The sequence below is a fragment of the Martelella lutilitoris genome (assembly GCF_016598595.1).
Taxonomy (GTDB): Bacteria; Pseudomonadota; Alphaproteobacteria; order Rhizobiales; family Rhizobiaceae; genus Martelella; species Martelella lutilitoris_A.
Map to the genome: position 1 here is coordinate 1285627 of NZ_CP066786.1, position 23714 is coordinate 1309340.

The 23714-nt window shown below is 56.6% G+C and carries 28 protein-coding genes; 25 read left to right on the forward strand and 3 right to left on the reverse strand.

The features are described 5' to 3' along the window. Positions 1 to 79 precede the first annotated feature (79 nt). The 3 genes from JET14_RS05965 to JET14_RS05975 all read left to right on the forward strand — a co-directional run bounded on the left by JET14_RS05965 (position 80) and on the right by JET14_RS05975 (position 4137). Positions 80 to 280 (forward strand): hypothetical protein, encoded by a 201-nt coding sequence (locus JET14_RS05965; protein ID WP_200337233.1) that lies wholly within the window; start codon positions 80 to 82, stop codon positions 278 to 280. A gap of 2 nt (positions 281 to 282) precedes the next feature. Beyond that, the gene (locus JET14_RS05970; protein ID WP_210342052.1) at positions 283 to 2523 is read left to right on the forward strand and encodes a bifunctional DNA primase/polymerase; all 2241 of its coding nucleotides are present in this window, start codon (positions 283 to 285) and stop codon (positions 2521 to 2523) included. A 300-nt stretch (positions 2524 to 2823) separates the two neighbouring features. After that, a complete protein-coding gene (locus tag JET14_RS05975) occupies positions 2824 to 4137 on the forward strand; it encodes a hypothetical protein (RefSeq protein WP_200337235.1) in 1314 nt (437 codons plus the stop codon). On the opposite strand, the gene JET14_RS05980 is transcribed toward JET14_RS05975, so the two are convergent. The 3 genes from JET14_RS05980 to JET14_RS05990 are packed head-to-tail and all read right to left on the reverse strand — an operon-like array spanning position 4118 to position 7825. Continuing rightward, positions 4118 to 5203, reverse strand: a complete 1086-nt coding sequence (locus tag JET14_RS05980) for a hypothetical protein (protein ID WP_200337236.1) — start codon at positions 5201 to 5203, stop codon at positions 4118 to 4120. The two genes, JET14_RS05975 and JET14_RS05980, sit on opposite strands and share 20 nt — an antisense overlap. Further along, complete coding sequence (locus tag JET14_RS05985) at positions 5196 to 5843, reverse strand: hypothetical protein (protein ID WP_200337237.1); 648 nt, start codon at positions 5841 to 5843, stop codon at positions 5196 to 5198. Before JET14_RS05985 ends, JET14_RS05980 begins: the two co-directional genes overlap by 8 nt. Then, positions 5840 to 7825, reverse strand: coding sequence for an AAA family ATPase (locus JET14_RS05990; protein WP_200337238.1), 1986 nt, complete (start codon positions 7823 to 7825; stop codon positions 5840 to 5842). Before JET14_RS05990 ends, JET14_RS05985 begins: the two co-directional genes overlap by 4 nt. Positions 7826 to 8677: 852 nt before the next feature. Here JET14_RS05990 and JET14_RS05995 point away from each other — a divergent pair. From JET14_RS05995 to JET14_RS06100, 22 genes are all read left to right on the forward strand, one after another. Continuing rightward, complete coding sequence (locus JET14_RS05995; protein ID WP_200337239.1) at positions 8678 to 9160, forward strand: hypothetical protein; 483 nt, start codon at positions 8678 to 8680, stop codon at positions 9158 to 9160. A gap of 65 nt (positions 9161 to 9225) precedes the next feature. Then, entirely contained in the window at positions 9226 to 9783 is a 558-nt protein-coding gene (locus tag JET14_RS06000) for a transcription termination/antitermination NusG family protein (protein WP_200337240.1), read from the forward strand. Between the two features lie 169 nt (positions 9784 to 9952). Further along, positions 9953 to 10204: a spike base protein, RCAP_Rcc01079 family gene (locus JET14_RS06005; RefSeq protein WP_200337241.1), complete on the forward strand. Its 252-nt coding sequence runs from the start codon at positions 9953 to 9955 to the stop codon at positions 10202 to 10204. An 85-nt stretch (positions 10205 to 10289) separates the two neighbouring features. Continuing rightward, on the forward strand, positions 10290 to 10490 hold the full coding sequence (locus tag JET14_RS23035; RefSeq protein ID WP_432443079.1) for an HNH endonuclease signature motif containing protein: 201 nt from the start codon (positions 10290 to 10292) through the stop codon (positions 10488 to 10490). Between the two features lie 84 nt (positions 10491 to 10574). Continuing rightward, the gene (locus JET14_RS06015; protein WP_200337243.1) at positions 10575 to 10973 is read left to right on the forward strand and encodes a P27 family phage terminase small subunit; all 399 of its coding nucleotides are present in this window, start codon (positions 10575 to 10577) and stop codon (positions 10971 to 10973) included. Then, positions 10966 to 12738 carry a terminase large subunit gene (locus tag JET14_RS06020; protein WP_200337244.1) on the forward strand — a complete coding sequence of 591 codons (1773 nt, stop codon included), beginning with the start codon at positions 10966 to 10968 and terminating at the stop codon, positions 12736 to 12738. Before JET14_RS06015 ends, JET14_RS06020 begins: the two co-directional genes overlap by 8 nt. Next, complete coding sequence (locus tag JET14_RS06025; RefSeq protein WP_200337245.1) at positions 12735 to 13910, forward strand: phage portal protein; 1176 nt, start codon at positions 12735 to 12737, stop codon at positions 13908 to 13910. The genes JET14_RS06020 and JET14_RS06025 overlap by 4 nt, the downstream gene beginning before the upstream one ends. Beyond that, the gene (locus tag JET14_RS06030; RefSeq protein WP_200337246.1) at positions 13894 to 14520 is read left to right on the forward strand and encodes an HK97 family phage prohead protease; all 627 of its coding nucleotides are present in this window, start codon (positions 13894 to 13896) and stop codon (positions 14518 to 14520) included. The genes JET14_RS06025 and JET14_RS06030 overlap by 17 nt, the downstream gene beginning before the upstream one ends. 32 nt (positions 14521 to 14552) lie before the next feature. Next, complete coding sequence (locus JET14_RS06035) at positions 14553 to 15755, forward strand: phage major capsid protein (RefSeq protein WP_200337247.1); 1203 nt, start codon at positions 14553 to 14555, stop codon at positions 15753 to 15755. 49 nt (positions 15756 to 15804) lie between these two features. After that, complete coding sequence (locus JET14_RS06040; protein WP_200337248.1) at positions 15805 to 16314, forward strand: head-tail connector protein; 510 nt, start codon at positions 15805 to 15807, stop codon at positions 16312 to 16314. After that, positions 16311 to 16541, forward strand: a complete 231-nt coding sequence (locus tag JET14_RS06045; protein WP_200337249.1) for a hypothetical protein — start codon at positions 16311 to 16313, stop codon at positions 16539 to 16541. Before JET14_RS06040 ends, JET14_RS06045 begins: the two co-directional genes overlap by 4 nt. A 10-nt stretch (positions 16542 to 16551) precedes the next feature. Next, the gene (locus tag JET14_RS06050; protein WP_200337250.1) at positions 16552 to 16734 is read left to right on the forward strand and encodes a hypothetical protein; all 183 of its coding nucleotides are present in this window, start codon (positions 16552 to 16554) and stop codon (positions 16732 to 16734) included. Then, positions 16715 to 17077 (forward strand): head-tail adaptor protein, encoded by a 363-nt coding sequence (locus JET14_RS06055; RefSeq protein WP_200337251.1) that lies wholly within the window; start codon positions 16715 to 16717, stop codon positions 17075 to 17077. The genes JET14_RS06050 and JET14_RS06055 overlap by 20 nt, the downstream gene beginning before the upstream one ends. Then, a complete protein-coding gene (locus tag JET14_RS06060; protein ID WP_200337252.1) occupies positions 17077 to 17508 on the forward strand; it encodes an HK97-gp10 family putative phage morphogenesis protein in 432 nt (143 codons plus the stop codon). Before JET14_RS06055 ends, JET14_RS06060 begins: the two co-directional genes overlap by 1 nt. After that, positions 17508 to 18035: a DUF3168 domain-containing protein gene (locus JET14_RS06065; protein WP_200337253.1), complete on the forward strand. Its 528-nt coding sequence runs from the start codon at positions 17508 to 17510 to the stop codon at positions 18033 to 18035. Before JET14_RS06060 ends, JET14_RS06065 begins: the two co-directional genes overlap by 1 nt. A 73-nt stretch (positions 18036 to 18108) precedes the next feature. Beyond that, a complete protein-coding gene (locus JET14_RS06070) occupies positions 18109 to 18558 on the forward strand; it encodes a phage tail tube protein (RefSeq protein ID WP_200337254.1) in 450 nt (149 codons plus the stop codon). Then, positions 18558 to 18884, forward strand: a complete 327-nt coding sequence (locus tag JET14_RS06075) for a gene transfer agent family protein (RefSeq protein WP_246750537.1) — start codon at positions 18558 to 18560, stop codon at positions 18882 to 18884. Before JET14_RS06070 ends, JET14_RS06075 begins: the two co-directional genes overlap by 1 nt. Then, positions 18881 to 19129: a hypothetical protein gene (locus tag JET14_RS06080; RefSeq protein WP_200337255.1), complete on the forward strand. Its 249-nt coding sequence runs from the start codon at positions 18881 to 18883 to the stop codon at positions 19127 to 19129. The genes JET14_RS06075 and JET14_RS06080 overlap by 4 nt, the downstream gene beginning before the upstream one ends. Next, on the forward strand, positions 19130 to 22249 hold the full coding sequence (locus JET14_RS06085) for a tape measure protein (RefSeq protein WP_200337256.1): 3120 nt from the start codon (positions 19130 to 19132) through the stop codon (positions 22247 to 22249). Then, entirely contained in the window at positions 22249 to 22596 is a 348-nt protein-coding gene (locus tag JET14_RS06090) for a phage tail protein (RefSeq protein ID WP_200337257.1), read from the forward strand. Before JET14_RS06085 ends, JET14_RS06090 begins: the two co-directional genes overlap by 1 nt. After that, entirely contained in the window at positions 22593 to 22961 is a 369-nt protein-coding gene (locus JET14_RS22700) for a spike base protein, RCAP_Rcc01079 family (protein WP_246750538.1), read from the forward strand. The genes JET14_RS06090 and JET14_RS22700 overlap by 4 nt, the downstream gene beginning before the upstream one ends. Continuing rightward, a complete protein-coding gene (locus JET14_RS06100; RefSeq protein WP_200337258.1) occupies positions 22958 to 23713 on the forward strand; it encodes a phage minor tail protein L in 756 nt (251 codons plus the stop codon). The genes JET14_RS22700 and JET14_RS06100 overlap by 4 nt, the downstream gene beginning before the upstream one ends. The last annotated feature ends 1 nt before the right edge of the window (position 23714 follow it).

A 23714-nucleotide genomic window follows, 5' to 3' on the forward strand; every position in this document is an offset into this window, starting at 1 on the left:
CGGCATTGGCGTTGGTCGATCGACCATTTGGCTTTGCGATGACCCGGACTGCCTCGAGATTGCAAAAAGGACAGCGGTGATGAAGCAGGACAGGTTCAGCGATATCGAGAGCCTGGCGGCGCAGGACGGCGGCAATGAGGGGCTTTGGTTTCTGGAAGAGATCGGCAAAACCGATCTGACCACGCTCACCATCGACGAGGTTTGCGAATTCAAGCGCCGCGTTGTCGCCGGATATCGCAAGGCGCTCAAAAACAATCTCAGGCGTGAGGCAGGGCTGTGACTGTGACCGATGCAACGCGAAACGCGGACACGGCGTTGGAACTGGCCGCGGCCGGCTTCTATGTCTTTCCCTGCCATTCAGGCGGTGAGAAAGTCAAGCAGCCGATGCCAGGGGTTTTCTGGCGCAAACAGTCATCGATCGATGAGGCGGTCATACGCCGCTGGTGGTCGCGATGGCCGGATGCTGCGATCGGGATGGATCTCGCAAAATGCGGGCTGGTCGTCATCGATGCCGATCGTCACGAGCTCGACAAGGATGGCGTCGAGGCCTTCGGCGCGATCATGAGCGATCACGGCTTCGACCCGGACAGCGCGCCATTGGTCGCGACGCCCTCGCGCGGCAATCACCATTTCTTTCGCCAGCCGCCCAGCAAAGAGTTCGGCAACGCTGATAGTGCACTCTATCGCGAACGTAAGCTGCGCGATATGGGTATCAATGTCCGGGGCGCCGGCGGCTACGTCGTCGCGCCTGGCACGGTCCTTAAGGATGGCAGTTTCTATGAACTGTGGGGCAGCCTCGAAGACATTCCCGTCTTGCCCGCCTGGCTGGCCGCAATCCTTGAAAAAGAGCTTGATGAAAAACAGGCGGAGCGGATGCCCGTCCAGCGCTCGGAGATAATGGATAGCCGCGTGAAGGCTTATGTCGATGCGGCCATCGAGGCCGAGACGGCGCGAGTGCGCTCGGCTGGAAAGGGCGGCCGAAACAACACGCTCAACGAGGCTGCCTTCTCGCTGGGGCAGCTTGTCGGAGCCGGTCACGTTGGTGAGGCTGAAATCTTCGCCCTCCTGATGAATGCCGCGATGGATTGCGGCCTGGGGCAGGCCGAGAGCCGAAAGACAATCCTGTCCGGCCTGAAAGCCGGCGCCAAGGTTCCGCGGCAAATCGCGGACATCGATCGACCGGATGACGGGGCGAACGCCGAAGCAGCGCAACGGCTGATCGAGCATCATGATGGCACCCTGACCGATGCCGACACCGGCGAAGTGATAGATGACGGAACGGGGCTGCAAGAGGGCGGCGATTGGTCCCATCCGGGCGGGTTGATCGAGGACATTGCCGACTGGATTGTCGAGACCTCGCCACTGCCTAATCGCAAGCTTGCCCTGGCCGCGGCAATATCCTTTGTCTCGCTCGTTTGCTCCAGGCATCGCGAAACGCCGGGTTTCTCCGGCGGTCTGCAGCTCTTTACCATTTGCACCGGCCAGACCGGCATCGGCAAAGACTGGCCGATGAAGGCGATCGACAGGTTGGCAGTAGAGGCCGGTCTGAAAGAGTTGGTGCGCTCCGGCAAGATCACGACATCGCTTGCTCTCGAGAAAGAGGTAGAGAAGGTTGCTGCCCAACTGATCGTTGCCGACGAAGTCGGCCGTCGGATCTTCGGCAAGGCCGGGAGCAAAAGGGCAGGGACCTATGAGACAGCGATGATCGACACGCTTCTCGAGCTGTGGTCATCCAGCCCCGTCACCTTCTTTCGCACCACCAGCCGCGTCACGGGAGAGGCGGCTGTCATCGAGGGGCCGGCGGTCTCCATCTTCGGCGTCTCGACGCATCGCGATTTCTATTCCTCCCTCGGCCGATCAGCGATCGATAACGGTATGATCAACCGTCTGCTGATCATTGAGGCTGACAGGCGCAGCGCCTTGCGTTCAATCGATGGCAGCGCGGCCCGCACACCACCGACGCATATTATCGAAGCGATTGACGCCCTGAAGCCTGCCTTTGGTTCGCTGAATGGCGGTGTTCAGGCATACCGGGTGCCGGAGGGCGTGAAGACCAGACCGGTGCCATGGGGGCAGGAGGCCGCAAGAGAAGCGTGGAACACCTTTCGCGACGAGATGCTGGTCTTGGCTGATCAGAACGAAGAGACCGCACCCTTTGTCAGCCGCGCCGCCGAAATGGCGCTGCGACTCGCCTGTGTCCATGCGCTCAGTCGCTTGGGGCCGGATGGCGTGATAATGATGGCGAGCGTCGAATGGGCCATCAATGTCGTGCGTGAGAGCGTCAGGAATGCTGTTCAGGGCGCAAACGAATATATCGTCGCATCGGATTTCCAGGAGCATGTGCGCCGTGTTGAGAAGATCATACGCAGCAAGGGGCGGATGCCGAAGTCTGTCATTGCCCGCCGCATCGGGGGCGCGTTCGATAACCGCGTGCTCGAAAGCGTCCTCAGCTCTTTGGTTTTGGCTGGAAAGATCGAAAGGGAAGAAAGAAGCCGCGGGGATGCTTATGTCTGGCGGGGGTGAAGACGCGATAGGCTGGGTTTCCTGCTGTGACCAAGGCTGCCTTCTTTGCGCCACCAAAGGTCCTTTTAGGCGGACTGCTAGACCAAACGCGCTCGAACACACTGAGTGTGCTGGGCAGGGCGATGTGCTTTTGTCGGGTGCCTGGAACAAAGTTCTGTTCCGTTGTGATTATAAACATTTGGATTTTTGCTACCATTGAGTGTTTTTAATGCTTGATTCAATCTGCGAATTAAATACTCAGTTAACCATAGACGGAGTATTAACTCGTCAACATAAACACGCTCGATCGAGGTAGCCGTTATGTCGCTAATCGAAGCAGAAAAGGCAAACGGTGAAGAGTTTGTCTCTTTTGCAGAATGGCTGGATGGTCGTTATCTACGGTACCTTTCAACCAATTCTGGATCCGACGAGATTGCATTTCAAAGCTGGAAAAATTTCAAAGAGGCTTTCGCTCCTGAGCTCGTAGGGCAGGCTGTTGAGGAAACCTCCAGGTCGCTGGGCCGTCCGGTGAAATCCTGTATCGATCCATTCGGGGGATCCGGCACGACAGCTCTTGCATGCCAATTTCTGGGCGTGGCGCCGACTACGATTGAAGTAAATCCCTATCTCGCCGACCTAATCGAGGCAAAGCTGTACTCGTATGATGTAAGCTCTCTGATAGATGACTTTAAACAAGTGGCTGAAAGCCAAGAGAGCTTTATCGGCGACCGCCCGTTTGGTTCCGCGCCATCGACGTTTGTGGAGCCAGGCCAAAAGGGAAAATATATCTTTAACCATTCAATCGCTGAAGAGCTGGCATCTCTTAAAACTCGGATCGACGCGGTGAAGAATGACAGCAGCAGACGTTTGTTCAGAGTGCTTCTCGGATCAATTGCTCTTCCTGTCAGCAACGTTGTAATAAGTGGTAAAGGCAGACGATATCGTCGAGGATGGCAAGAGCGGCACTTCCAGGTTGGAGAAGTCAACAAGCTCTTTGCAGGGGCTGTAATCAAGGCAATCTATGAAATCCGCCGTTACGCTGGTCGACGCTACCGGGGTTATAATATCCTCCGTGGTGATGCGCGAAAGCTTACACCTGAGAAAGGACCGTATGATCTGGCGGTTTTTTCGCCGCCCTATCCGAATTCGTTCGATTACACAGACGTTTACAATATTGAGCTTTGGATCTGCGGCTACTTGAATTCTGGGCTCGATAATAAAAGTCTTAGGCTTTCAACGCTTCGGAGCCATGTTCAAATCGCCCAGACATTCACCTATCACGAGCTTCCGAGCTCACCGGAATTGGACGAAGTTGTTAGAGAGTTAAGAGATCTACGCAGCAGTCTGTGGAATCGGAACATTCCGGAGATGGTCGGAGCCTATTTCGCCGATATGTATATGCTGCTTCAGCGTCTACATAAATCTGTCGTTCCGGGTGGCCGTATATATATGGTTGTGGGAGATAGCCGCTATGCCGGCGTCACCATACCTGTCGCGTCAATCCTTAGCGATATAGCAATCATATGTGGATTTTCCGCAATCGCCGAAGAGCCATTCCGCTCAATGCGAGCCTCACCGCAACAAGGGGGTAAAAAAGAGCTACTGGAAACTCTCGTCACCCTCCAGCGCGATTGAGATAATCTTGGTCTTTTCGAGAGTCTGCGGTGCCTCGAAACAAGAACCATCGCCACAGCGGTACTTCTGCGGTGGCTGCGCTCTCCGCAATTTCTGTAAAGCACTTTTCGTGCCCAATATCCTCGCGTCTCATATCGTAGCAGCATAGCGCCGCACGACCAGCATTTAGGCGTTGTTTGTATGCAACTGCCTGTTCCAATCCACTTCGGATGGCTTCTCTGCATTTTGAATCCGAGACTGAGCTACCAGTTGTGGTTTTATCCGCAAGCGCTTTGAGTTCGAGAATCCAGTCCGTTACCCTTGCCTTTTGTCCCTCAGAATTGCTGTATCGCCAAATCTCAATATCTGCCCGGCCATCATCAGTGAATGTTTCCGCACGAAAGTTATATTTCACAAAGGCCACACGAAGGCCGTCCATTAGTCGTCCCTGGATGGCTTCTTCTGGACGAGGATCTGGAATGCCTTTATCAGATTTCCTCCATATCTTTTTCGCATGCCCTTCAGCAGCCAATGCCGGCGTACGCAGACACCTATGATAGAAGAGGTTCAATGCCTTCTCCAGTTCATGTTCACTCATCGGCCCGTCTTCAAGTGAGACTTCGACTACGTCTTCCTGATTTTTTATGCCTTTCCTATAAAAAAGGACCACAGGTGTTGACGGGCGCCAATCGACTATCATTGTAGGCTTTTCTGACAGGTCTGCATGCCGAATTGTCTGAAATAAGCTCGCCTGATCTGTCCAAGTTAAAACTAGCTCGTGCGACGTTCGCAATGTGCAACTAGTCAACCACAACTTCCCCGAAACGGCGTCGGCACCATTGGCTAATAGAGGAAACTCCTTCAAATCGAACTTTGTAGGACTTTGGTTTGCTAAGCTCTGATCTAGAATAAAAGCAGAGAAATCCCCTGTTTCACGTTGAGCCAGGCGCAAATTGATCAGCTTAGCTACTCGGACTCCAAATCTGATCGTGTCATCCGCTCCTGCCAACTCTGGAAGTCGAGAATTCGTTATAAAGCTCTCGATTTCGCTCGAGGAAACGCCCCCTGTATCTCGCTCCTCAGCCATTAGCCCTCCGTTGCATTAAGCGCATGTACATTACGAGCTTCTCTGCACGATTCAGAGTTACCCCTTCCTCCACATACTGCTGAAATTTCTGGGCAGTGTTCCACGAAGCGTTGCCACGGGTTGGGGAAACCCACTCTGCAAAATCAACTACTCGTCCTTCGGCTACACCGGGATCAGAATATGCAGCATCCAAGCGAGCTGCATCGTCGCGGAGCTCAGGTCGAATTTCCACGAAAGCGTCAGCTAGCTCCAGCAAAAACGCCTCGACCTCAGCCTCATCTGGTAGAACACGGATTAGGTCCAATGCCTTTTCCGCACTCTCGTATCTCAGGCGAAATTCGGCGTGCAATTGATTTTCCTCACCACTCTTAAGTGCCACCACTTCGACCAAACCTAATCCCACAAGCCTATCGAGTTCCTTTTGCAGCGCGGGAAAATATGGGCTCTCGCCATCTTTCAGGACAGATCCTTCTAGAGGATAAAGATCCCACAGCGGGCTCAAGACATTTGCAAAAAAAGCAAAAGAATGAAGCGATATTGTATCAATTGGGGTTCCGCCTGTCTTTTCCAGTGCAAGAAACATTTGCAAAAGGCGTGCGCGAATAAATAGCGGAAGCATATGTTGATGAGAGAAGTTCATGTCGATGGATCATTCTTCAAGAGATCATCAACAATTTTATTGTATTCGCTTCGCAGAACATTCAATGCTGCAGTTGGTGCGCCCAATTCCACCAAATTGACAATTCGCTCTCTCTTCCTTCCCATCCCCTGAAAGTTCTTCAATGAATTTGGTATTAAACCACCCTCGACAATGTTGCAGGCTAGAATGTTATTATATTCACCGTCTGAATCGCGAGTTTTCGAAAATAGGTTACCCGCTTTCTGGGCGAAAACAGCATCGACGGAACCTTCCGGTCCGTCAAAAATAAGCGTGCCTCCTCCCGAGCCAAGCACCTCCATCAATGTCAATCGGAATATTATGTCTAAATACTCTCTCTGTGACAAAGAAACCTGGGACAATTTTCGTCTTATAAAATTCCCTTCAGTGGCTGTACTGGTTAGCTCTACCTCAAAGGCAGGAAATTCGAAACTCCGACCACCTTGTCCAATTCTGTCATGACGAGGTTCGTAAACAAGTCGTACGTTCTCAGCGAAAAAATCCTTCGCTGTAATATTGAATTTGTCTTCAATTGATACTCTTATTTCCTCTGTTTTATTTACAACGAAACTTAACAGTAATTCGATTTTCTCCTCGGCTCTTTCCCTCTCTCTTCGGAATTCACTAACTTGCCTTCGCATATAGACAATATTTTTCTCATCCTCAGATAGGGAAGACTGTTCTTTGTTAGGTAATTTCTTGACGAGACTACGATACTCGTTCCGTAAAGTTTGGCTTTTTTGTTGTGACAGCTCAAGAGCGTTATCGATTTCTTTGTATTCATCCTCCGCAGCAGAAAATTGATCGGCCGCGTTGGCAAGTTTTGCACGCAGCCGCACGAGTTCTCCAAATACGTGATCCGCCTTTTCCTTTAGGGCATCAGCGGCAACTACGACATTTTCTCCGAAATCTTTGGCTGTCCCGCATACCAAGCATTGGCCGTCCTTTTGCCGTTCCTCTAGCTCAGCAGCGGCAGCGTCAGCATGCTCCTCACCGCAGGCAAGGCATTTATGTTCCGAGACCAGTTTCATCAATACGTACTGATCGCTGGGAGGGAGTTCGGCAAATGAGTGACGCAAAAGATCGAATTTTAGACGCTCATATTTAAGTGCTGTATCATCGACATCTCTCTCTATTCTTTTGAGCGCTAGCCGTGCGTCCGTTCGTCGTTGTTCGCATTCATCAAATTCAAGCTGACGAGTGATCTCTATCTTCGATGCTCGATCGAGATCTGCTGCCACCCGACTCAGCTCTGCTCTAACCGCTACTTCAGATGCTTGCTGAAGCGAAATTTTTTCACGACGCTTTACAAGCCTAGTTAGAGCGGCATTTATATTTCTGGCCGCACTGTCAGAGGAGACAATTTCCTTCTCAAGCTCACGGAGTTGTCCCGAATTCTCAGGTGTGAGGATCGCTCGAAAAACTTCGAATTGGGCCGCTGAATTCCAGACTAAAGTCTCCCTTGTCTCGAGGAAGAACGTGACGCGTTCCAAGATGCGGACTGCGTCTTCAAACCGGCTCACACCCATTAGGGTTGCGACAATCGTCTGATAATCGAGTTCTGAAGCAATACTCTCGTTCTGCGCGTTGATGATCTCGGCGGAGATCAAACTTAGGTCGTTTAAACTCCTCTTGACGCGCAGTACCCTTGGGCCAAAACGGATTTCGGCTTGCGCGGTGGCGTTTTTCGCCCCATCGGAAACACGAACCGCGAACATACGTTTGTCAGCTGCGACGATATCCGCGCGCTCTCCGCCGAAGCCGGGGGGGCGAAGACTGACCGCCCCGAGCAAAATATGCTTTAGCACAAGCAAAAGCGTGCTCTTTCCAAGGCCGTTCACCCCGAGGATGATCCAAGGTCCGCCGCCAAATTTAAGCTTGAGGCCTGGAGTTTTTTCAGTCCCAGGATATAGAAGGTAGTTTTCAATATCTAAGCTTTGGAAAGTCGGGAACAAAACCGCCATTGCAAAATGCCCCTAGATACTAAGGCGACTGCGCAACCCACTCTTCGGGCTGCACCACGATTGAGACCATCGTGGATTTTGTGAAAAAAATAACAATTCGCCCCCCCTTTGGAATTCTCCATCTATCTTTGCGCGATGGAAAGATTGAATCAATAAATTGATTTCATTTTTATATGAGGTCCTTGAGAAACGGGCACCGGTGTTGGGCTTCTTTTCGCTCGGATTATGCTGTAACAAATTGATATTTATATATTTATCGGAAAGCGCGGCTCTGTTCCATGTCGGACTTTTGATTTTCGCCCGCTAGTACGGCACGCTTCGCATCCTTTGGGAGTTTTTGGAGAGGCTTTGAAGGGTATTTGAAGCCGGCCTGTGAAAAAAGACTCAAAATTCATGAAGCCTTATGTCAAAGGCGCTTGGCGGAGAGGGGGCTAAGTTCCATAAGGTCCCTGGCGCATACGCAGCAGATGCTGCTGTCTCAACGCTTTTTGAAAAGATCGACAGCGAATGGCCTACGCTCACGCTGAACGTGGAATATTGCAGCCTGGTCTGACAAACAGCACCCGCTAAGTTTGGGTTGTCGCGAAACCGGAATCTTGTTGTTCAACTCGTTGCAACATTGGCAGCTAACTTGGCGGCCTTTCAGCGGGCTTGTTGCCAATGTTGCAACACTTCGGCAACAAGATATAGGACTTAAGATATTGATATATATAATAAAATTTATCTTGTTGTCATATTGCCTTGTTTCTATAACTCGATATTAAATGCGTTTTTCCTTCATTTAATGCCAGATTTGAGTCTATATTGGGGGTGGTTTTGTATTATGCGCAATATGGACAACAAGGTTTTCAAATGGGCAAAACGGCTTGGAAGTTGGCGCCGGGTCAGTGGGTTCGGCTTCGATCGGGTGGCGGCCTGCTTGGCAAGTTCGGACGCATCACCTCGATCGATGAGGGCGGCCTGATCTACATCGAGACGGATGGCTGCAAAGAGGTGGCGACCGTGCGCGAGGACTTCAGGGTTATCCGCTCCAGGTTGGCGCCGCATGCGTGGTTCCCGATGCGCAAGACGCTGCCCTATGGCCGGTACAATTGCCCGGACGGATCTGTGGTCCTGCACAATCGCGATTACCAGCCGCTTGCGCGCATCTCCCCCTCGGGCAGTGTATCCACCTGTCTGACCTCGGAGCGCATCCACTACGATAGCCAGGAATGGTTCTGGGGAAGTGCGACCGGGATGGCATCGCCCTGGCGTTCGGATGCGGTGTTCAAAATGTGCGTTGAGATCATGAATGATCCCGTTGTGTTCTTGCGTTCGGTTCCGGAAATGAGTTAGTTTTCGCTTGCCCTGCCACGGCACACCATCGGTCCAAACTTGCCCTGCAAACCCGGAGCCGATGAATGAAGAAATGTTTGAATAACGGTCGTCTGCCTGAGCTCGTATCTGAGCTTGATTGGTATGCGCTGCTTGTCCCGCCTCAGAAAGAGTTCGCCGCTCAGGAGATTTTGTCGAAGCGTGATATCGCCACGTTCTGCCCGTTTCAGAGCGTCTGGCGAAAGCCGTCCCGGTATTCGAAGGACAAGGTGCTGAAGCACTATCCCGTTATGCCGCGCTATCTTTTCGCTGGATTTGCGGGGCAGGTAGACTGGTATCGCCTGTTTCAGATGCCCTTGGTCAGCGCAGTCGTTGGTGTCGCCGGTGAACCCAGGTGCTTCGACAACATGGACGCATTTATCCGCAATTTCAGGAATGGGCTTCGCCGGCCTGACCATGACCGGCATATGCCAACCCATCGCGAGTTTGGCGTCGGGGACACTGCTGTGATCGTCGACAGCGCTCTCGCTGGCCGTCATGTGGTGGTCGAGAGTATCGACAAAGGTCACGCGTTCTTTACGGTTGAGATGTTCGGAGGGGAGATGCGACTGAGCCTGCCAACAGATAAATTAGAAGCTGCTTGACAATGGGGAACAAATCGGAAACAAATAGCGCAGGATGATTTGGGTCCCTCGGCCGATCGGTGTCGATACCTGAACCCGGAAGGCGCGAAAGGCGCTCTTCACAGATGGATGTTTATGGCCGCTTTCATAGCGGCCTTTTTCGTTTCCAGACATCGAAAGCCCAAAAAGCATGGACACCTTCAAGAGCTATTCCTCTGGCGTTACCGCGCCGGCCTCCCATGCTGCAGAAGTGACCCCTGGCGCCGAAGCCCTCAGTGTCGCGACGCGTGCCCTGTTTGTTGGCGGACGCGGTGATCTCGAACTGACCATGCTCGGTGGTGAGACGGTGAAGCTTGTCGGCGTTGAGCCTGGCTATCATCCGCTCAGGGTAACGCATGTGCTCAGTGCCACGACGGCGACGGACATTGTCGCGCTCTGGTAAGGGCGAGCGTCACCGGCTTTACCAGACGGCGGCGTGGCGGAAGCTACGCCTTCAGGCGATCGCCCGAGACGGTGGCCGGTGTCGGATGTGTGATTGCCACGTGGTTTCCGGACGCAGTGATCCGCAGGCAGCCGAGGTTGATCATATTCAGCCACACAGGGGCGACAGGGCGCTGTTCTTTTCGCTCGGCAATCTTCAGACGCTTTGCAAGTTTTGCCACTCCACGGCCAAGCAGCGGATGGAGAGGGGCGGTCGGATGCAACGCGATGATGGTTGGGCCCCCTGATAAAAAACAAGGGGGTGGTGTCTGGTTACCCGCGGCCCACCTCCGTTCGCACTGAGATCAAGCTGAAAGATGGGGTAGGGGTCTATGGCGGTGAAAAAGCCTCGTCAGCCACGCTATGCCGATATCTTTCGAGCGGACGAAGAGAAGGCGGTAAAGGCCAAAGAGGTCTGGCGCGAAACGATCGATTGGCTGGACGAAAATGGCCTCCTGACTGTCCGGCGCGTTGAGATCGCCGATCGATATGCGCGGGCCTGCGCTGAATACCACGCGCTTTATCCAATCGCAGTCGAAGAGGGGCCGGTGAAGGTTGGCCCGAACGGCGGCGACGTCTTCAACTTCAATTGGTCGGCTTGCGAGAAGCTCAACGACCGCATGGCAAAATTCGAAGATGCGTTGCTGATCAGCCCCAAGTCCGCACAGGATAAGGTCGCGGAGAAGCCGCCCGCATCAAAGCCCACGAAAGCTGACGCGTACCTTGATTGACCAGACAACGGAATGGGCACGTAAGGCCGCTTCCGGTGAAATCATTGTGGGCGATCTTGTTCGGCTGGCAGCACAGCGACATCTCGATGATCTGCGAGATGGCGCAAAACGCGGCCTCACCTGGGATCTTGCTGCCGCGGAGCGGGCGATCAACTTCTTCCCTTCGGTATTGAGCATCACGGAAGGCGCGAAAGAGGGAGAGCCCTTCAAGCTCTTGCCGTGGCACGTCTTCGTGGTCGGATCGATTTACGGCTGGAAAGACGCGAATGGGCTTCGTCGGTTTCGGTTCGTTTGGATGGAAACCGGTAAGGGGCAAGCCAAGTCGCCGTTGATGGCCGGCCTCGGGCTCTATGAGATTGCTGGCCGGAAGCGCCGGCGAGCCGAAGTCTATTGCATTGGTGAGGATCGGAAGACCGCCAACGTCATGTTTCGCGATGCGGTCGCCATGTGCCGGGCGCCTATCCCGGATAAGGAAGACGAAACGCTCGAAAGTCTGGGAAAGGTGATGATCCGGGGCTTTGGTGACAACGCCTGGAAGATCGAACACCCGGCCAGTGGTTCGAAATTTGAACCGGTTGCAAACAGCGATGCAATCTCGGGACCGAAACCTGTTCTGGTTCTCGGTGACGAGATCCACGAAATGAAGACGAACAAGGCCATTTCGATCTGGCGCGCCGCGATCGCGAAGATGAGCGGTGATCCGATGATGGTTTTGGGCACCAATACGCCGTCCGTCGACCAGCATGTCGGGACCGAATACAGCGAATTCTTTCAGAAGGTGCTGCGCGGCGAATTTACCGATGACTCTGCCTTTGCGTTCATCGCGAGGACGGATAAAGGCGATGATCCGCTTCACGACGAAAGCTGCTGGGTCAAATCCCTTCCGGCGCTGGGCATCACCTATCCGATCGAGAACGTGCGAAAAGAGGTTGAGACCTCCCGCAACATGATCTCGACTGCATTGACGACCAAGCGTCTGTATTTCGGCATCCCGGTCGGTACGGCCGGCTTTTGGATTGCTGAGGATGCCTGGGAGCGCGTTCAGGGTGACGTTGATGAAGAGGAAATGGTCGGGCGGAAGCTCCACCTCTCGCTCGACTTGTCAGAAAAGAACGACCTGACGGCGCTTTCGGGATGTTGGGAAGGCGAAACCCTTGCCGCGAAGACTTGGTACTTCACCACTGGCGAGCGGGTCGACGAACGCAGCACGGCCGATCAGATTCCCTACCGCGAGATTGAGGCGGCCGGACAGGTGACCATCACGGCGACTGCCACGATCGACTATTCTTTCGTGGTGAGGCAGGTCGCGGATCTCTATTCGAGGCACGATGTCGAGCAGATGGTGGTGGACTCGACCTTCATCCAGAACTTCATAAGGGCGGCAGATGATGCTGGCTTCCCGGTGTGGAAGTACGAGGGCGACGATCAGCCCGAGGGCGTTGGCTTGAAGATCGTACCGCATGCCCAGGGAAGCAAGGTTGTCTTCGAAGAGAAGATGCTTTGCATGCCGCTGTCCATGCGGCACCTCGAGGACAGCATCCTCCGCAACGTCGTGGTCATTGATCGAAATCGCCTGACCACAATCTGTGCGTCAAATGCGGTCGTTCAGTCTGACGCCTTCAAGAACAAATGGTTCGACAAGCGGAAGTCCCGAGGTCGGATCGACGGCATGGTTACCATTGCCATGGCGGTCGGTTCGGCGGCGAGTCGAATGGCCAGCCAGACGCGGTCGTATCTCGAGGAAGAGGAATTGATCATCCTATGAACCTCTTTCGAAAAATCTTCCGCCCCGCAGAGATGAAGAACGCCGCGGCGGCGGGGATTGAGGACAAGGAAGACCGCATCTTCTATGAGGGCGTCGGCGAGGTCGGGTCGCGGCAATTCACCAGCGTCGCGGCTGCGCTGCGGGCTGGTTTCGTAATTGCCGGCGGCATGGGACTTCTGCCTCTCAAGACTGAAGGCGAGGATAAAAATACATCTCGCGTCCTGGATCTGATCAACACCGAGCCGAACGAGTTCATGACGGGTGTCGAGTTCAAAGAGCTGATCACCCTTCATGCCGTGTTCAATGGAACTGGGCGGGCTTACATCCGCCGGAACAGCCTCGGCAAGCCGGTTGAGCTTATCCCGCTGCATCCGAATTGGAACGGCCGCTGGATGTACAAGAATGGGCAGTATGTGCTGCCGGTCAGCATCGATGACTATGCGATTTATGGTGATTTCACCCGTGACGAGATTTTCGAAGTCACGTCGCCGCGCTGGGATATGCTCGCCGGCCTCAACCTCATCAAATCGTGCCGGCGCGTCCTTGATCTGTCCAGGCGCTTGCAGGATCGGCAGGCGCAGTTTGCCGATACACGCGCTCCGTATGGCGTCATGTTCATTCAGGAAGGCACCGGCAAGGATAGCGTTGCAAAGCTGAAAAAGGCCTGGTCCGAGCAGTTTGGGAAAACTGGCATTGCCGTTGTCGATATGGACGGCAAATTCCAACAGCTGGTGCAGACTTCATCCGATCAGCAACTACTTGAAACGATGAAGTTTCAGATCGAGGAAATCGGCCGGATTTTCGGGGTTCATCCCTACTATTTGATGCAGACGGCGGGGTCTGGCGCTCAGGGCGCGGTTGCCGATGTGATGCTGTTTCACCAGGCAAATACCATGGCGCCATGGATCGGGCGCTGGGAAGCTTCGCTCAAGCGTTCATTCTTCCGCAAGTCCGCCGTGGAACCGAATTTCGACGAAAATGCCCTCATGCGGACCACGCCGCAGGTCAGAGCAGAAATCTATGCCCGAGCGCTCGGTTCCGGCGGAAACGCACCATGGATGACCGAGGATGAAGTGAGACAGGGCAAGTCCCCGTTCAATCTCCCTGAGCGTGGCGACGACTTCTGGCAGAAAAACAGGCGGAACGGAGGTCAGAATGGCCCTTCAGTATAAGTTTGCGCCTCTCGAGGCCGAAATTGACGATCGAGGCAGGGTCACGGGTTATGCCTCGAAGTTCGGCATCCGCGACATGGGCGGCGATATTGTCGTCAAAGGCGCGTTTTCCAAGTCGGAACGTAAGCCCAAGATGCTCTTTCAGCACGATCCGGGGCAGGTTGTCGGCGTTTGGGACCGGATCGAAGAGGATAATACCGGGCTTTATGTCGAGGGACGGGTCAATCTGGGCTCGACGCTCGGAAAAGATGTTCATTCGAACCTGGAGTTCGGCGCGATCGACGGCATGTCCATCGGGTTTCGGACCAAGGACGCCGTGAAAACCAAATCTGGCCGGGAGTTGCGTAGCGTTGACTTGTGGGAGGTCTCGTTTGTCACCTTCCCGATGCTGCCAGAAGCTCTTGTGTCGTCGGTGAAGTCGATTGAGGGCGAAAGCCCCGCCATTTTGAAGAGATTTGTCGAGAATATCATGCGTGAGGCGGATTTCTCGGCTGATGAGGCCAAAGCGGCGGCGGCCGCTGTGGCCCGTGTTCGCGCGGAACGTGAGGTGAGCGACGGGCAAAAAAGTCTGACACTAGAAGACTTTAAACGCGCGCTGAGCGGCCTCTGACGGGCCATATTCCTCAAAATCTGGAGAAAACCATGACTGAATTGTCCATGGAAGGCATTCGCGAAGCTCTTCGCGAGGAAGTGAAAGGCCAGTTCGAAAAGCTTGATGGCAAGTCGAACGATCTGGCGGCGATGATCGATGCGCTCAAGTCGGCGGCGAGCGACGAGAACGGTGTTATCAAGGGTGAGATTGAAAAGCTCTCCGGCGACATCGAGAAGGTGAGCGACGAAGCTGCGGAAATGCAGAAGAAGTTCGCCGGCCTTCTGAACCCCACGTCGGCAAAGTCGATCGGGCAGCAGTTTATCGACAGCGACGAGTTCAAGTCGAACGCGACGACCCGCGAGGCGGTCAAGATCGCGCTTGAGATAAAGGACGTGACGAACGCCGGCAATATCGCGACGGGTGTCTCCCGTTCGGTGCTGACGCCGGAACAGTCCGGCGACTTCGTCGCTCCGCCTGATATTGATCTTCGCATTCGCAGTCTGATCCCGGCGGGGACGACTTCGAGCAATTCGATCCGTTCCATTCAGGAAACCGGCTTCACGAATGCCGCCGCTCCGGTGGCGGAAGGTGGAACCAAGCCGAAGTCTGAGATCACCTTCGGTGAGCTCATCGTCCCGGTCCAGAAGATCGCCCACAAGTTCCGGGCATCGATGGAAGTCCTGGACGATGCGCCGATGCTGCGTTCCTATATCGACGGGCGCGGTCGTTATGGCCTCAATCTTGTCGAAGAAGAGCAGCTTCTGACCGGCAACGGCACCAGCCCCAACCTGAAGGGGCTTCTGCCCCAGGCGACGGCTTATGACAACACGACCATTGGCGGCTACACGCCGGCCACCTTGGTCGATGATATCCGTGTCGCCAAGCTTCAGGTTCGCAAAGCACTCTATCCGGCCTCGGGCATCGTTCTGAACCCCGAAGACTGGGCTATGATCGAGCTTCTGAAGGATACCCAGGGCGCTTACCTGTTCTCTTCGGTCACGACCGGCGCAACACCGCGTCTGTGGGGCCTGCCGGTTGTTCTTTCGGACAGCATCACGCCCGGAGATTTCCTTGTCGGCGCGTTCGCTCTCGGAGCGCAGATCTGGGACCGCATGGGCCTTACGGTCATGGCATCGACCGAAGACGGCGACAACTTCTCGGAAAACATGGTCACGATCCTGTTTGAGAAGCGTCTTGCGCTGGAAGTGTCGCGTCCTGAGGCTTTCGTCTTCCACGACGCTTCGGCCGTGTAATATGAAAGGGGCGGCTACGGTCGCCCTCATTCTCCCATGAGGCTGACATATGCCGGAATTTCTGGATCTCGACGTTTTCAAGCAGCAAGGCAAGATCGATTTCGCCGACGACGACGCCGAAATCACGTCTTATCTTGACGCGGCTGAAAGCTACTTGGCTGATCCCGCAAATGGCATTCTGTGCCGCCCGATTGTCGCGACGGAGTTCACCGAGAGCTTCAGTTCTTTCCGGTCCGTCAACCTGTCCTACCACGACCTGATCACGACATCGGCTGTCACGTATGTTGACGAGGATGGGCAAGAGCAGACGCTCGCGACGATCTACGCCATTCAAGACGGGACGCTCGTCCTTAATCCCGGCGAGACTTGGCCGAGAGCCATCTCCGTAACTGTGACCTATACCGCCGGCTGGCCCATCAGAGATGTGCCGGACGCTATCAGGCAGGCTGGGTATTTCATCGCTCGCTCTTTCTATGAGGAAGGGTCGAACATCAATCACAACAGGCTGCGCAGCATCGTTGCGATCATGGTTCGCGGCTTTCGGAGGCAGACCATATGAAAACCGTCGAGTTCACCAAGAAGCACAATTATGGTGGCGTCCCGTTTGCAACGGATGACCGACTTGAGTGTCCGGATGACCGCGCCGCGCTGCTGGTAAAGGCCGGCGTTGCGAAGGAAGTTTCAGGCCGCGATGCAGGCGAGGAGCTGACCGGCAACGGCAAGCGCAATTTTACGCCGAAAACGAGTCCGAGCGCATCCGGCGAGAAGCCTTCGAAACGCGATTGAGGTCTGCAGTATGGTCTGGGTTAAATTCAGCCAGGGCTTTCGCTGGTCGCCGCCGGAAAGGCCAAAGATCACGATCGCCTATCGCGCGGGCGGCGAATACAACGTCCGGGCTGCTTGCGCCGATGCTGCAGTGAGCGCTGGCGCTGCCCGCCGAAGAGACGCGGAGGCCGATCATGGCACGACCGGCGACTAGCGGCGGACAATTGCGGTCGAGGCTGCATTTCCAGAAGCGGATCGTCGCCGATGACGGCTATGGCAATGATGTCGCCGGACCTTTCGAGACCGTGTTCACCCGCCGTGCGCAGATGATCGCGCGCAATGGCAACGAAACCGTGATGGCCGCGCGCCTCCAGGGTGTCCAGCCCTATACGGTGCGCATCCGATACAGCGCCGAAGCGGCGGCGGTCACGGCAGACTGGCGTATCATGGACGCCCGCAAGCCGGGCAGGGTGTTCGCGATCACGGCGCCGCCGGTCAATGTCTATGACGAAAACCGGTGGGTCGAGATGATGGTTTCGGAAGGGGCGCCGAGCTGATGGCCCGACGCTCGACCATTCTCGGCCGTGCCGCCCTTGAGCGGAAACTGAAGCGGATGCCGGTGGTCGCCAAAAAGCTGATCCGGCGCGCGATGGAGCAGTCCGCCGACGAAATCGTCGCCTTGATGAAAAGTCTTGCGCCGGTCGACAGTGGCGCCCTTCGGGACAGCATCGGCTGGACCTGGGGGCGTGCGCCATCCGGCTCGATCATCGCGGCCACGGTGAAATCCTCGCTCGGATCCGAACTGACCATCACGATCTATGCCGGCGATGATGAAGCCTTTTGGGCGCGGTGGGTCGAATTCGGCCGACAGGACATGCCGGCGCAACCTTATTTCTATGTGTCCTATCGGGCCAAGCGCCGCCGCGTGAAATCACGGATATCTCGCTCGCTCACAAAGGCGGCAAAACAGGTCGCGGCAGGTGGCTGATGGATCCAAACTATGAACTGACCAGGGTGGTCATCAACAGGTTGAAGCGCGACGTTTCGGTTTCCGGTTTCGTTGCGGCGCGCGTCTTCGATCGCGTGCCTGCCGATCCAAAGCCGGCCTTTCCCTATATCTCCATGGGACCGAGCGACAGCCTGCAGGACGATGCCGAGTGCATCATGGGAGAGGAAGTCAGCTTCCAGATCGACTGCTGGTCGGAAGGTGACGGTGAAGCCTATGGATCGGCCGAGGTGAAAAAGCTCGCCGGCGCCGTGAAACGTTGTCTGCACGGTGCTGAAGTCACGGTCATCGATCGAGAACCGTTTGAGCGGTACCGCGCGGAAGACAGCGTCTCGGGCATAAGCCTCTATCCCTCGGTGGTGATGGATTTCTGCTCCGGACTTTCACTAAGCCCTCGTGAAACCGGAAACGTGACGATCGACCATCGCATCACCCGGATCGTCCGCGAGCCGAATGGCATCACCAACCATGCCGCCCTGTCGTTCACGGCCTTTGTCGAGATCGACTGAGCCTAACCCGACAATCTGAAATCTGCAATCGCCAGCCGTCGTCCACGGTGGCGGAACACTGGAGCTATGGAAAATGGCAGAAGCAAAAACCACGACCTTTGGCAAACTTCTGATCAAGCTGGGTGACGGCGCCGATCCGGAAGTCTTCGCCCAGCCCTGCGGGATGACGTCGAAGTCGCTGACCTTCTCGAAGAATACCGGCGAAACGCTGGTGGTCGACTGTGACGATGAAGATCAGGTGACCTGGCTGGAGCGCAACGCCGAAAGCCTCTCGGCCTCGGTCTCCGGCGACGGCGTTCTGGCCGCAACGTCGATCCAGCCCTGGTGGGAGGCGTTCGCCAGTACCGAGCCGATCAATTGCGAGCTTTCCATCCAGTACTCGACCGGAACCATGAAATGGACAGGGCCCTTCCATCTGACCAGTTTTGAGATCAGCGGTGAGAAGAGCGGCGATCCCAAGGTGAAGTCGGCAATCCAGATGGATTCGGCCGGCGCCATCGAAAACGAGTGGGTCGCGGCCTGATGCGCGATGCCCGGATCGAACAGCCCTTTGGCGATGGGGTCTATCCCTTCCGCCTTGGCTACGGACAGATCACCGAACTGCAGGAAAAGTGCGATTGCGGTCCGATGCGGTTGCTTTCGCGCCTGCAGTCCGGCGACTGGAAGATCGAAGACGTCTTCGAGACCGTCCGCATTGGCCTGATCGGTGGCGGGATGGAGCCGAAAGAGGCTCTCAAACTTGCCGGCCGTTATGTGAAGGATCGGCCGCCGCTCGAAAATCACCCGCTTGCCCTGGCAATCGTGTTCGCCGGTCTGGCCGGCGCTCCGGATGAAACCGTGGGGGAGTGACAAGCGCCGGGGCCGAAGAGCGCCTTGATGATCTTCCAAACGGCAAGATCCGCATGGCGAAAATCTACGGTGCTGGCGCGGCCATGGGTTTTTCCCCGCAACAGGTCGACGCCATGAGCGTCTGGCAGTTCTCGGCAGCGCTCGACGGCTACATCAAGGCCAACTCGGCCGCCGAGAACGATCAGACCAGGCTGACAGACGGGCAGGCCGAAGAGATATGGGCCTGGCTTCAGGAGCAGGAATAGATGGCCGCCACCGACCTTGAACAGCTTGTCGTGCAGCTTTCCGCTGACTTCAACAAATACGAAAAGCGGCTCGCCAAGGCCAACGGCATCACCAACAAGCACCTGAATGCGATCCAGAAAAAGGCGGTTGCTATGGATCGCCGTCTTGAGGGCTTTGGCGCGAACGCGTTCAAGGGGCTGCTCTATTCCACGACGGCGCTCACCTCGGCGCTTTCGGTGCGTGAAGTGGCGCGCTATGCCGATGCCTGGACCGAAGCGAAGAACGCGCTGGCTGTTGCCGGCGTTGTCGGCCAGGATCAGGTGCGCACGCTTGATACGCTCTATCAGAGCGCTCAGAAGAATGCCGCGCCGATCACGGCGCTTGCCGATCTGTTCGGCAAGGCCTCGCAGGCCAATGACAATCTTCAGCAGTCGCAGGAACGCCTGCTCAAGTTCACCGACGGGATTGCCACCGCGCTGAAGGTCGAGGGCAAGTCGGCGGCGGAGGCCTCCGGCGCCCTGACGCAGCTCGGGCAGTTGCTCGGCTCGGCCCGTGTCCAGGCCGAGGAATTCAATTCGATCAATGAGGGCGCACGGCCTATTCTGATCGCGGTCGCCAATGGTCTCGATGAAGCGGGCGGCTCCGTTTCCAAGCTGAAGCAGCTGGTCAATGACGGCAAGGTCTCGGGCCGAGAGTTCTTCGACGCCTTTATGAAGGGCTTTCCGACCATCGAGAAGATGGCTGATAACGCCACGCAGACGATCGCACAGGGCGTCACGAAGGTGAACAATGCGCTCACCAAATATATCGGCGAGACGGATAGCAGCCTGGGCGCATCCCAGCGGCTGATCTCCGGGCTTAATGCCCTGGCTGACAATTTCGATCAGACGGCGGACACGGTTCTGGCACTTGCCGGCGTGATCGCTGGCGCGCTGGTCGGTCGGTCGATCGCGGGCATGCTGGTCAAGCTTGGCCTTGCCGGCACGGCGCTGACGAAGTTTGCGGCTGCCATGCGCTCGGCCATGGCCGCCGGTAGCCTGTCGACCGCCCTTGGCGGCATGAGCGCGGCGGCTGGCCCGCTTGGTCTGCTGATCGGCGGAACCTTGGTCGGGGCGGTGGCGCTTTATTCGCGGCATTCGCAGGAAGCGGAAGCCCGGACGGAAGCCGTCAATGCCGAACTGGAGCGGCTGGGCCTTGTTGCCGAGGAGGCCGCGCCGAAGCTTGAGGGTGTGACGGAAGCGGCCGAAGGACTCACCGATGGCGAGATCTATCGCAAGGTGAAGATGCTCGCCGACGAATATGACCGCCTCAGCAAAATGGGCGAGGGCTTTCTCGGCTGGTTCCGCGATGATGATGCCCTTGGCGGCATTGTCGACAAGGCAAAGGAACTGACGCATCAGTTTGAACGCGGCTCGGTCGATCTGAATGCCGTCTTCGGCATCCACGACATGGCGCGCGATCTTGAACGCGGTCGCGTCGGTTTCCAGGATGTTATCAACAAGATGCGGGAGATCCGGGCAACCGAGGTTTCCCAGCCGGTCGCGGATCTGGCCTATCAGGTCGAACAGACGGCACAGAAACTCCGGCATCTCGACGGCGCAAAGGCCGCAAGCGAGGTGAATGATCTGAAGCGCGAGCTTGAGGAAGCCCGCGACAGTCTGCTGGACTTTAGTCAGGCCATGCCGATCTCGCTCGATCAGCGCGAGGCGATTGCTGACATCATTGATGATTTCGACGGAACGAAGGAAGGGGCGGCCGAGGCGCGAAGAGCGCTCGAAACGATGGCCGACGCCAATCCCGATGCGGCCGGCTATGTCGCCAAGCTGGCGCCGATCTTCGGCATGCTGCAGAAGCTTGTCGATAAATCGCGCGAGTTCATGACGCTTCTCAGTGCGGTCAATGTCAGCACCTCAGGTGGTATGAGCGACAGTCAGGTGTCGGCCTATCGCGGATATAGCGAAAGCCGGTCTGAAGGCGAGAAAATGCTTCAGGTCGGCAAAGACTATGCCGACGAAATCGAACGCCAGAACGGCCTGTCAAAAGAACAGATCGCTCTTGAGCGGGAAAAGGCAAGCATCAAGCGGGATCTCGAAAACAAGGGTGGCTTCCTTCCCGACAATGAGATTGCCCACCTGGCACAAAGCTCGTTGGCGGCCAATGCCCGTCGAAGCAGCGGCGGCGGTGGCGGAAGCGGAGGCGGTGACAACAGCTTCGACAATGCCGTTCAGTCGATCCGGGAGCGCACCGCCGCTCTGATGGCCGAGAGGGATGCCCAAACCGCGCTGAACCCGCTGGTCGAGGATTATGGCTTTGCCCTTGAGAAGGCGCGGGCAACGCAGGATCTGCTGACGGCTGCCGAAACGGCGGGCTTGAGCGTCGATGCGGATCTTCGGCAATCGATCGAGGATCTGGCGCAAGGTTATGCGGAAGCGGCGGCGGAAGCCGAGAAGGCGGCGCGCAAGAACGAGGATCTTCGCCAGTCGGTTGATGACTTCAAGGCGACGGCAAAAGACGTAACCGGCGGCTTTGTGTCGGACTTGGTGAGCGGCGTGAATGCCGCTGATGCCCTCGCCAATGCGCTTGGCCGCGTCGGCGACAAGCTGCTGGACCTCGCGCTGAACGACCTGTTCAATACCGGCGAACCGGGACTTGGCAGTTTCTTCGGTGCGATTTTCGGCGGTATTGGCAAGGCCGATGGCGGCGCCGTTCATGCGGCCACCGGCGGGCGCATTGATGCCACGGGCGGCGGTCGCCTTTCCGGTCCTGGGGGAACGCGCGGTGACAAGATCCCGGCATGGCTCTCCGATGGTGAGTATGTGATCAATGCCAGGGCGGCGGGAAAATACGCGCCCCTGCTTGAGGCGATCAACAATGGCGATGGCCTGAAACTTGCCGATGGCGGCCTTGTTCGCCATGCGGCTTTGCCGCGCCTGCCGATGAAGGCTTTGCGCTCTGTCCAGTCGCGCGGCTCCAGTTTGGTGAGTATCGGCGATATCAATGTGACCGTCCCGGAAACCACGGACCCGAAGGATGCGGCGGCCATGGGACGGGAATTCCGAAAACAGATCGATGCGGCCATCGACGCGCGGATACAGGAGAACCGGCGCGGACGCGGCATGCTGGCTGGAGGGCCATTCTGATGGCAGACAGGTTCGAACCGCCGAAATGCCCCTCGGTGCAAAGCACGCGGGAAACGGAATTCCGCGTGCTGGAGAGCAGTTTCGGTGACGGCTATAGCCAAAGATCCGGGGCAGGCCTCAATGCAGAGGGGTTGACCTTCAACGCGGTGTGGTCGTCGCTCTCGATCTCACAGGCCGATCAGATCGAGGCCTTCTTTCGTAGCCTGCGCGGCTTCCATGCCTTTGAATGGAAAGCGCCGCGTGACAAAGCGGCCCGGCTTTATCGCTGCAAGAGTTGGACGCGGGGCTTTCTCGGCAGCGGCCGTGACACGATCACAGCGAAGATCGAAAGGGTGTATGACCTATGAGCACGCTCAAAGTCTATGATGCCACCGGCGTCCAGCGCCCGATCTCGGCAGAAACCAATGGCGACGGCGCGCTTAGTCCGCGTCATGGTCTGTCGGACGAAGCCACGGCGCTGATCGAGGCCATTCGGACGGCTGCCGAGATCATCACGCCGGCCCGACAGCATGCCGCTGTCACGCCCTCCGACGATAATGCCCTGGTCGGCGTTCAATCGCTCTATGTCGGTTTTGGCGGGGCTGTCGCGGTTGAACTGAGCGGCGTCACCGCGATCTATCACTGCCAGAGCGGCACGCTTCTGCCGGTTGCCGCCCACAAGGTGCTGGCGACGGGCACGACGGCTTCCGAGATCGTGGCGCTGGTCAAATGACGGGATCGCATTATGGCACGATGCTGGTTGTCGAGCAGGCGGGAAACGGCCTGTCGCAAACGGCGCAGGGGCTGGTGAGCGATGATATCATCCACCTCTATGAACTTGATGCCTCGGTCATCGGCGGCGGCATCTATCGCTTCACGTCATCGGCCTTCGAGGAAGCGCCGGTGTCCTTCGGCGGCCATGTCTATGCGCCGACGCCGATCGAGACCGATGGCTGGGAGATGTCGTCGCAAGGCACCATGCCGCGCCCGACGCTGAAGGTCGCGAATGTCTCCGGCGTGTTGTCGGCCGTGGTCAACGAGTTCGGCGATCTGGTCGGGGCGACCTTCCGGCGCATCCGCACCTTTCGGCGGTTTCTCGACGGCATGGAGGATGCGGATCCCGACGCGCATTTCCCCATTGATGTCTATCGGATCGAGCAAAAGACCAACCAGAACCGGGTCTATATCGAGTGGGTTTTGGCCGCCGCAATCGATCAACAGGGCAGAAAGCTCCCCGGCCGACAGGTGATCCAGAGCGCCTGCACGCATACCTATCGCCGCTTCGATCCCGAAACCGGCTCGTTCGATTATTCCAGGGCCACATGCCCCTATGCGGGCTCGGCCTGTTTTGACGCGAAGGGTAATGCGGTTTCGGCATCGGAGGACCGGTGCAGCAAGCTTTTGCAATCGGGCTGCGTCAAGCGCTTCGGCCATGGCGATCTGCCGACCCGGGCCTTTCCCGGCGTCGGCCGGGCAAACACCTGAA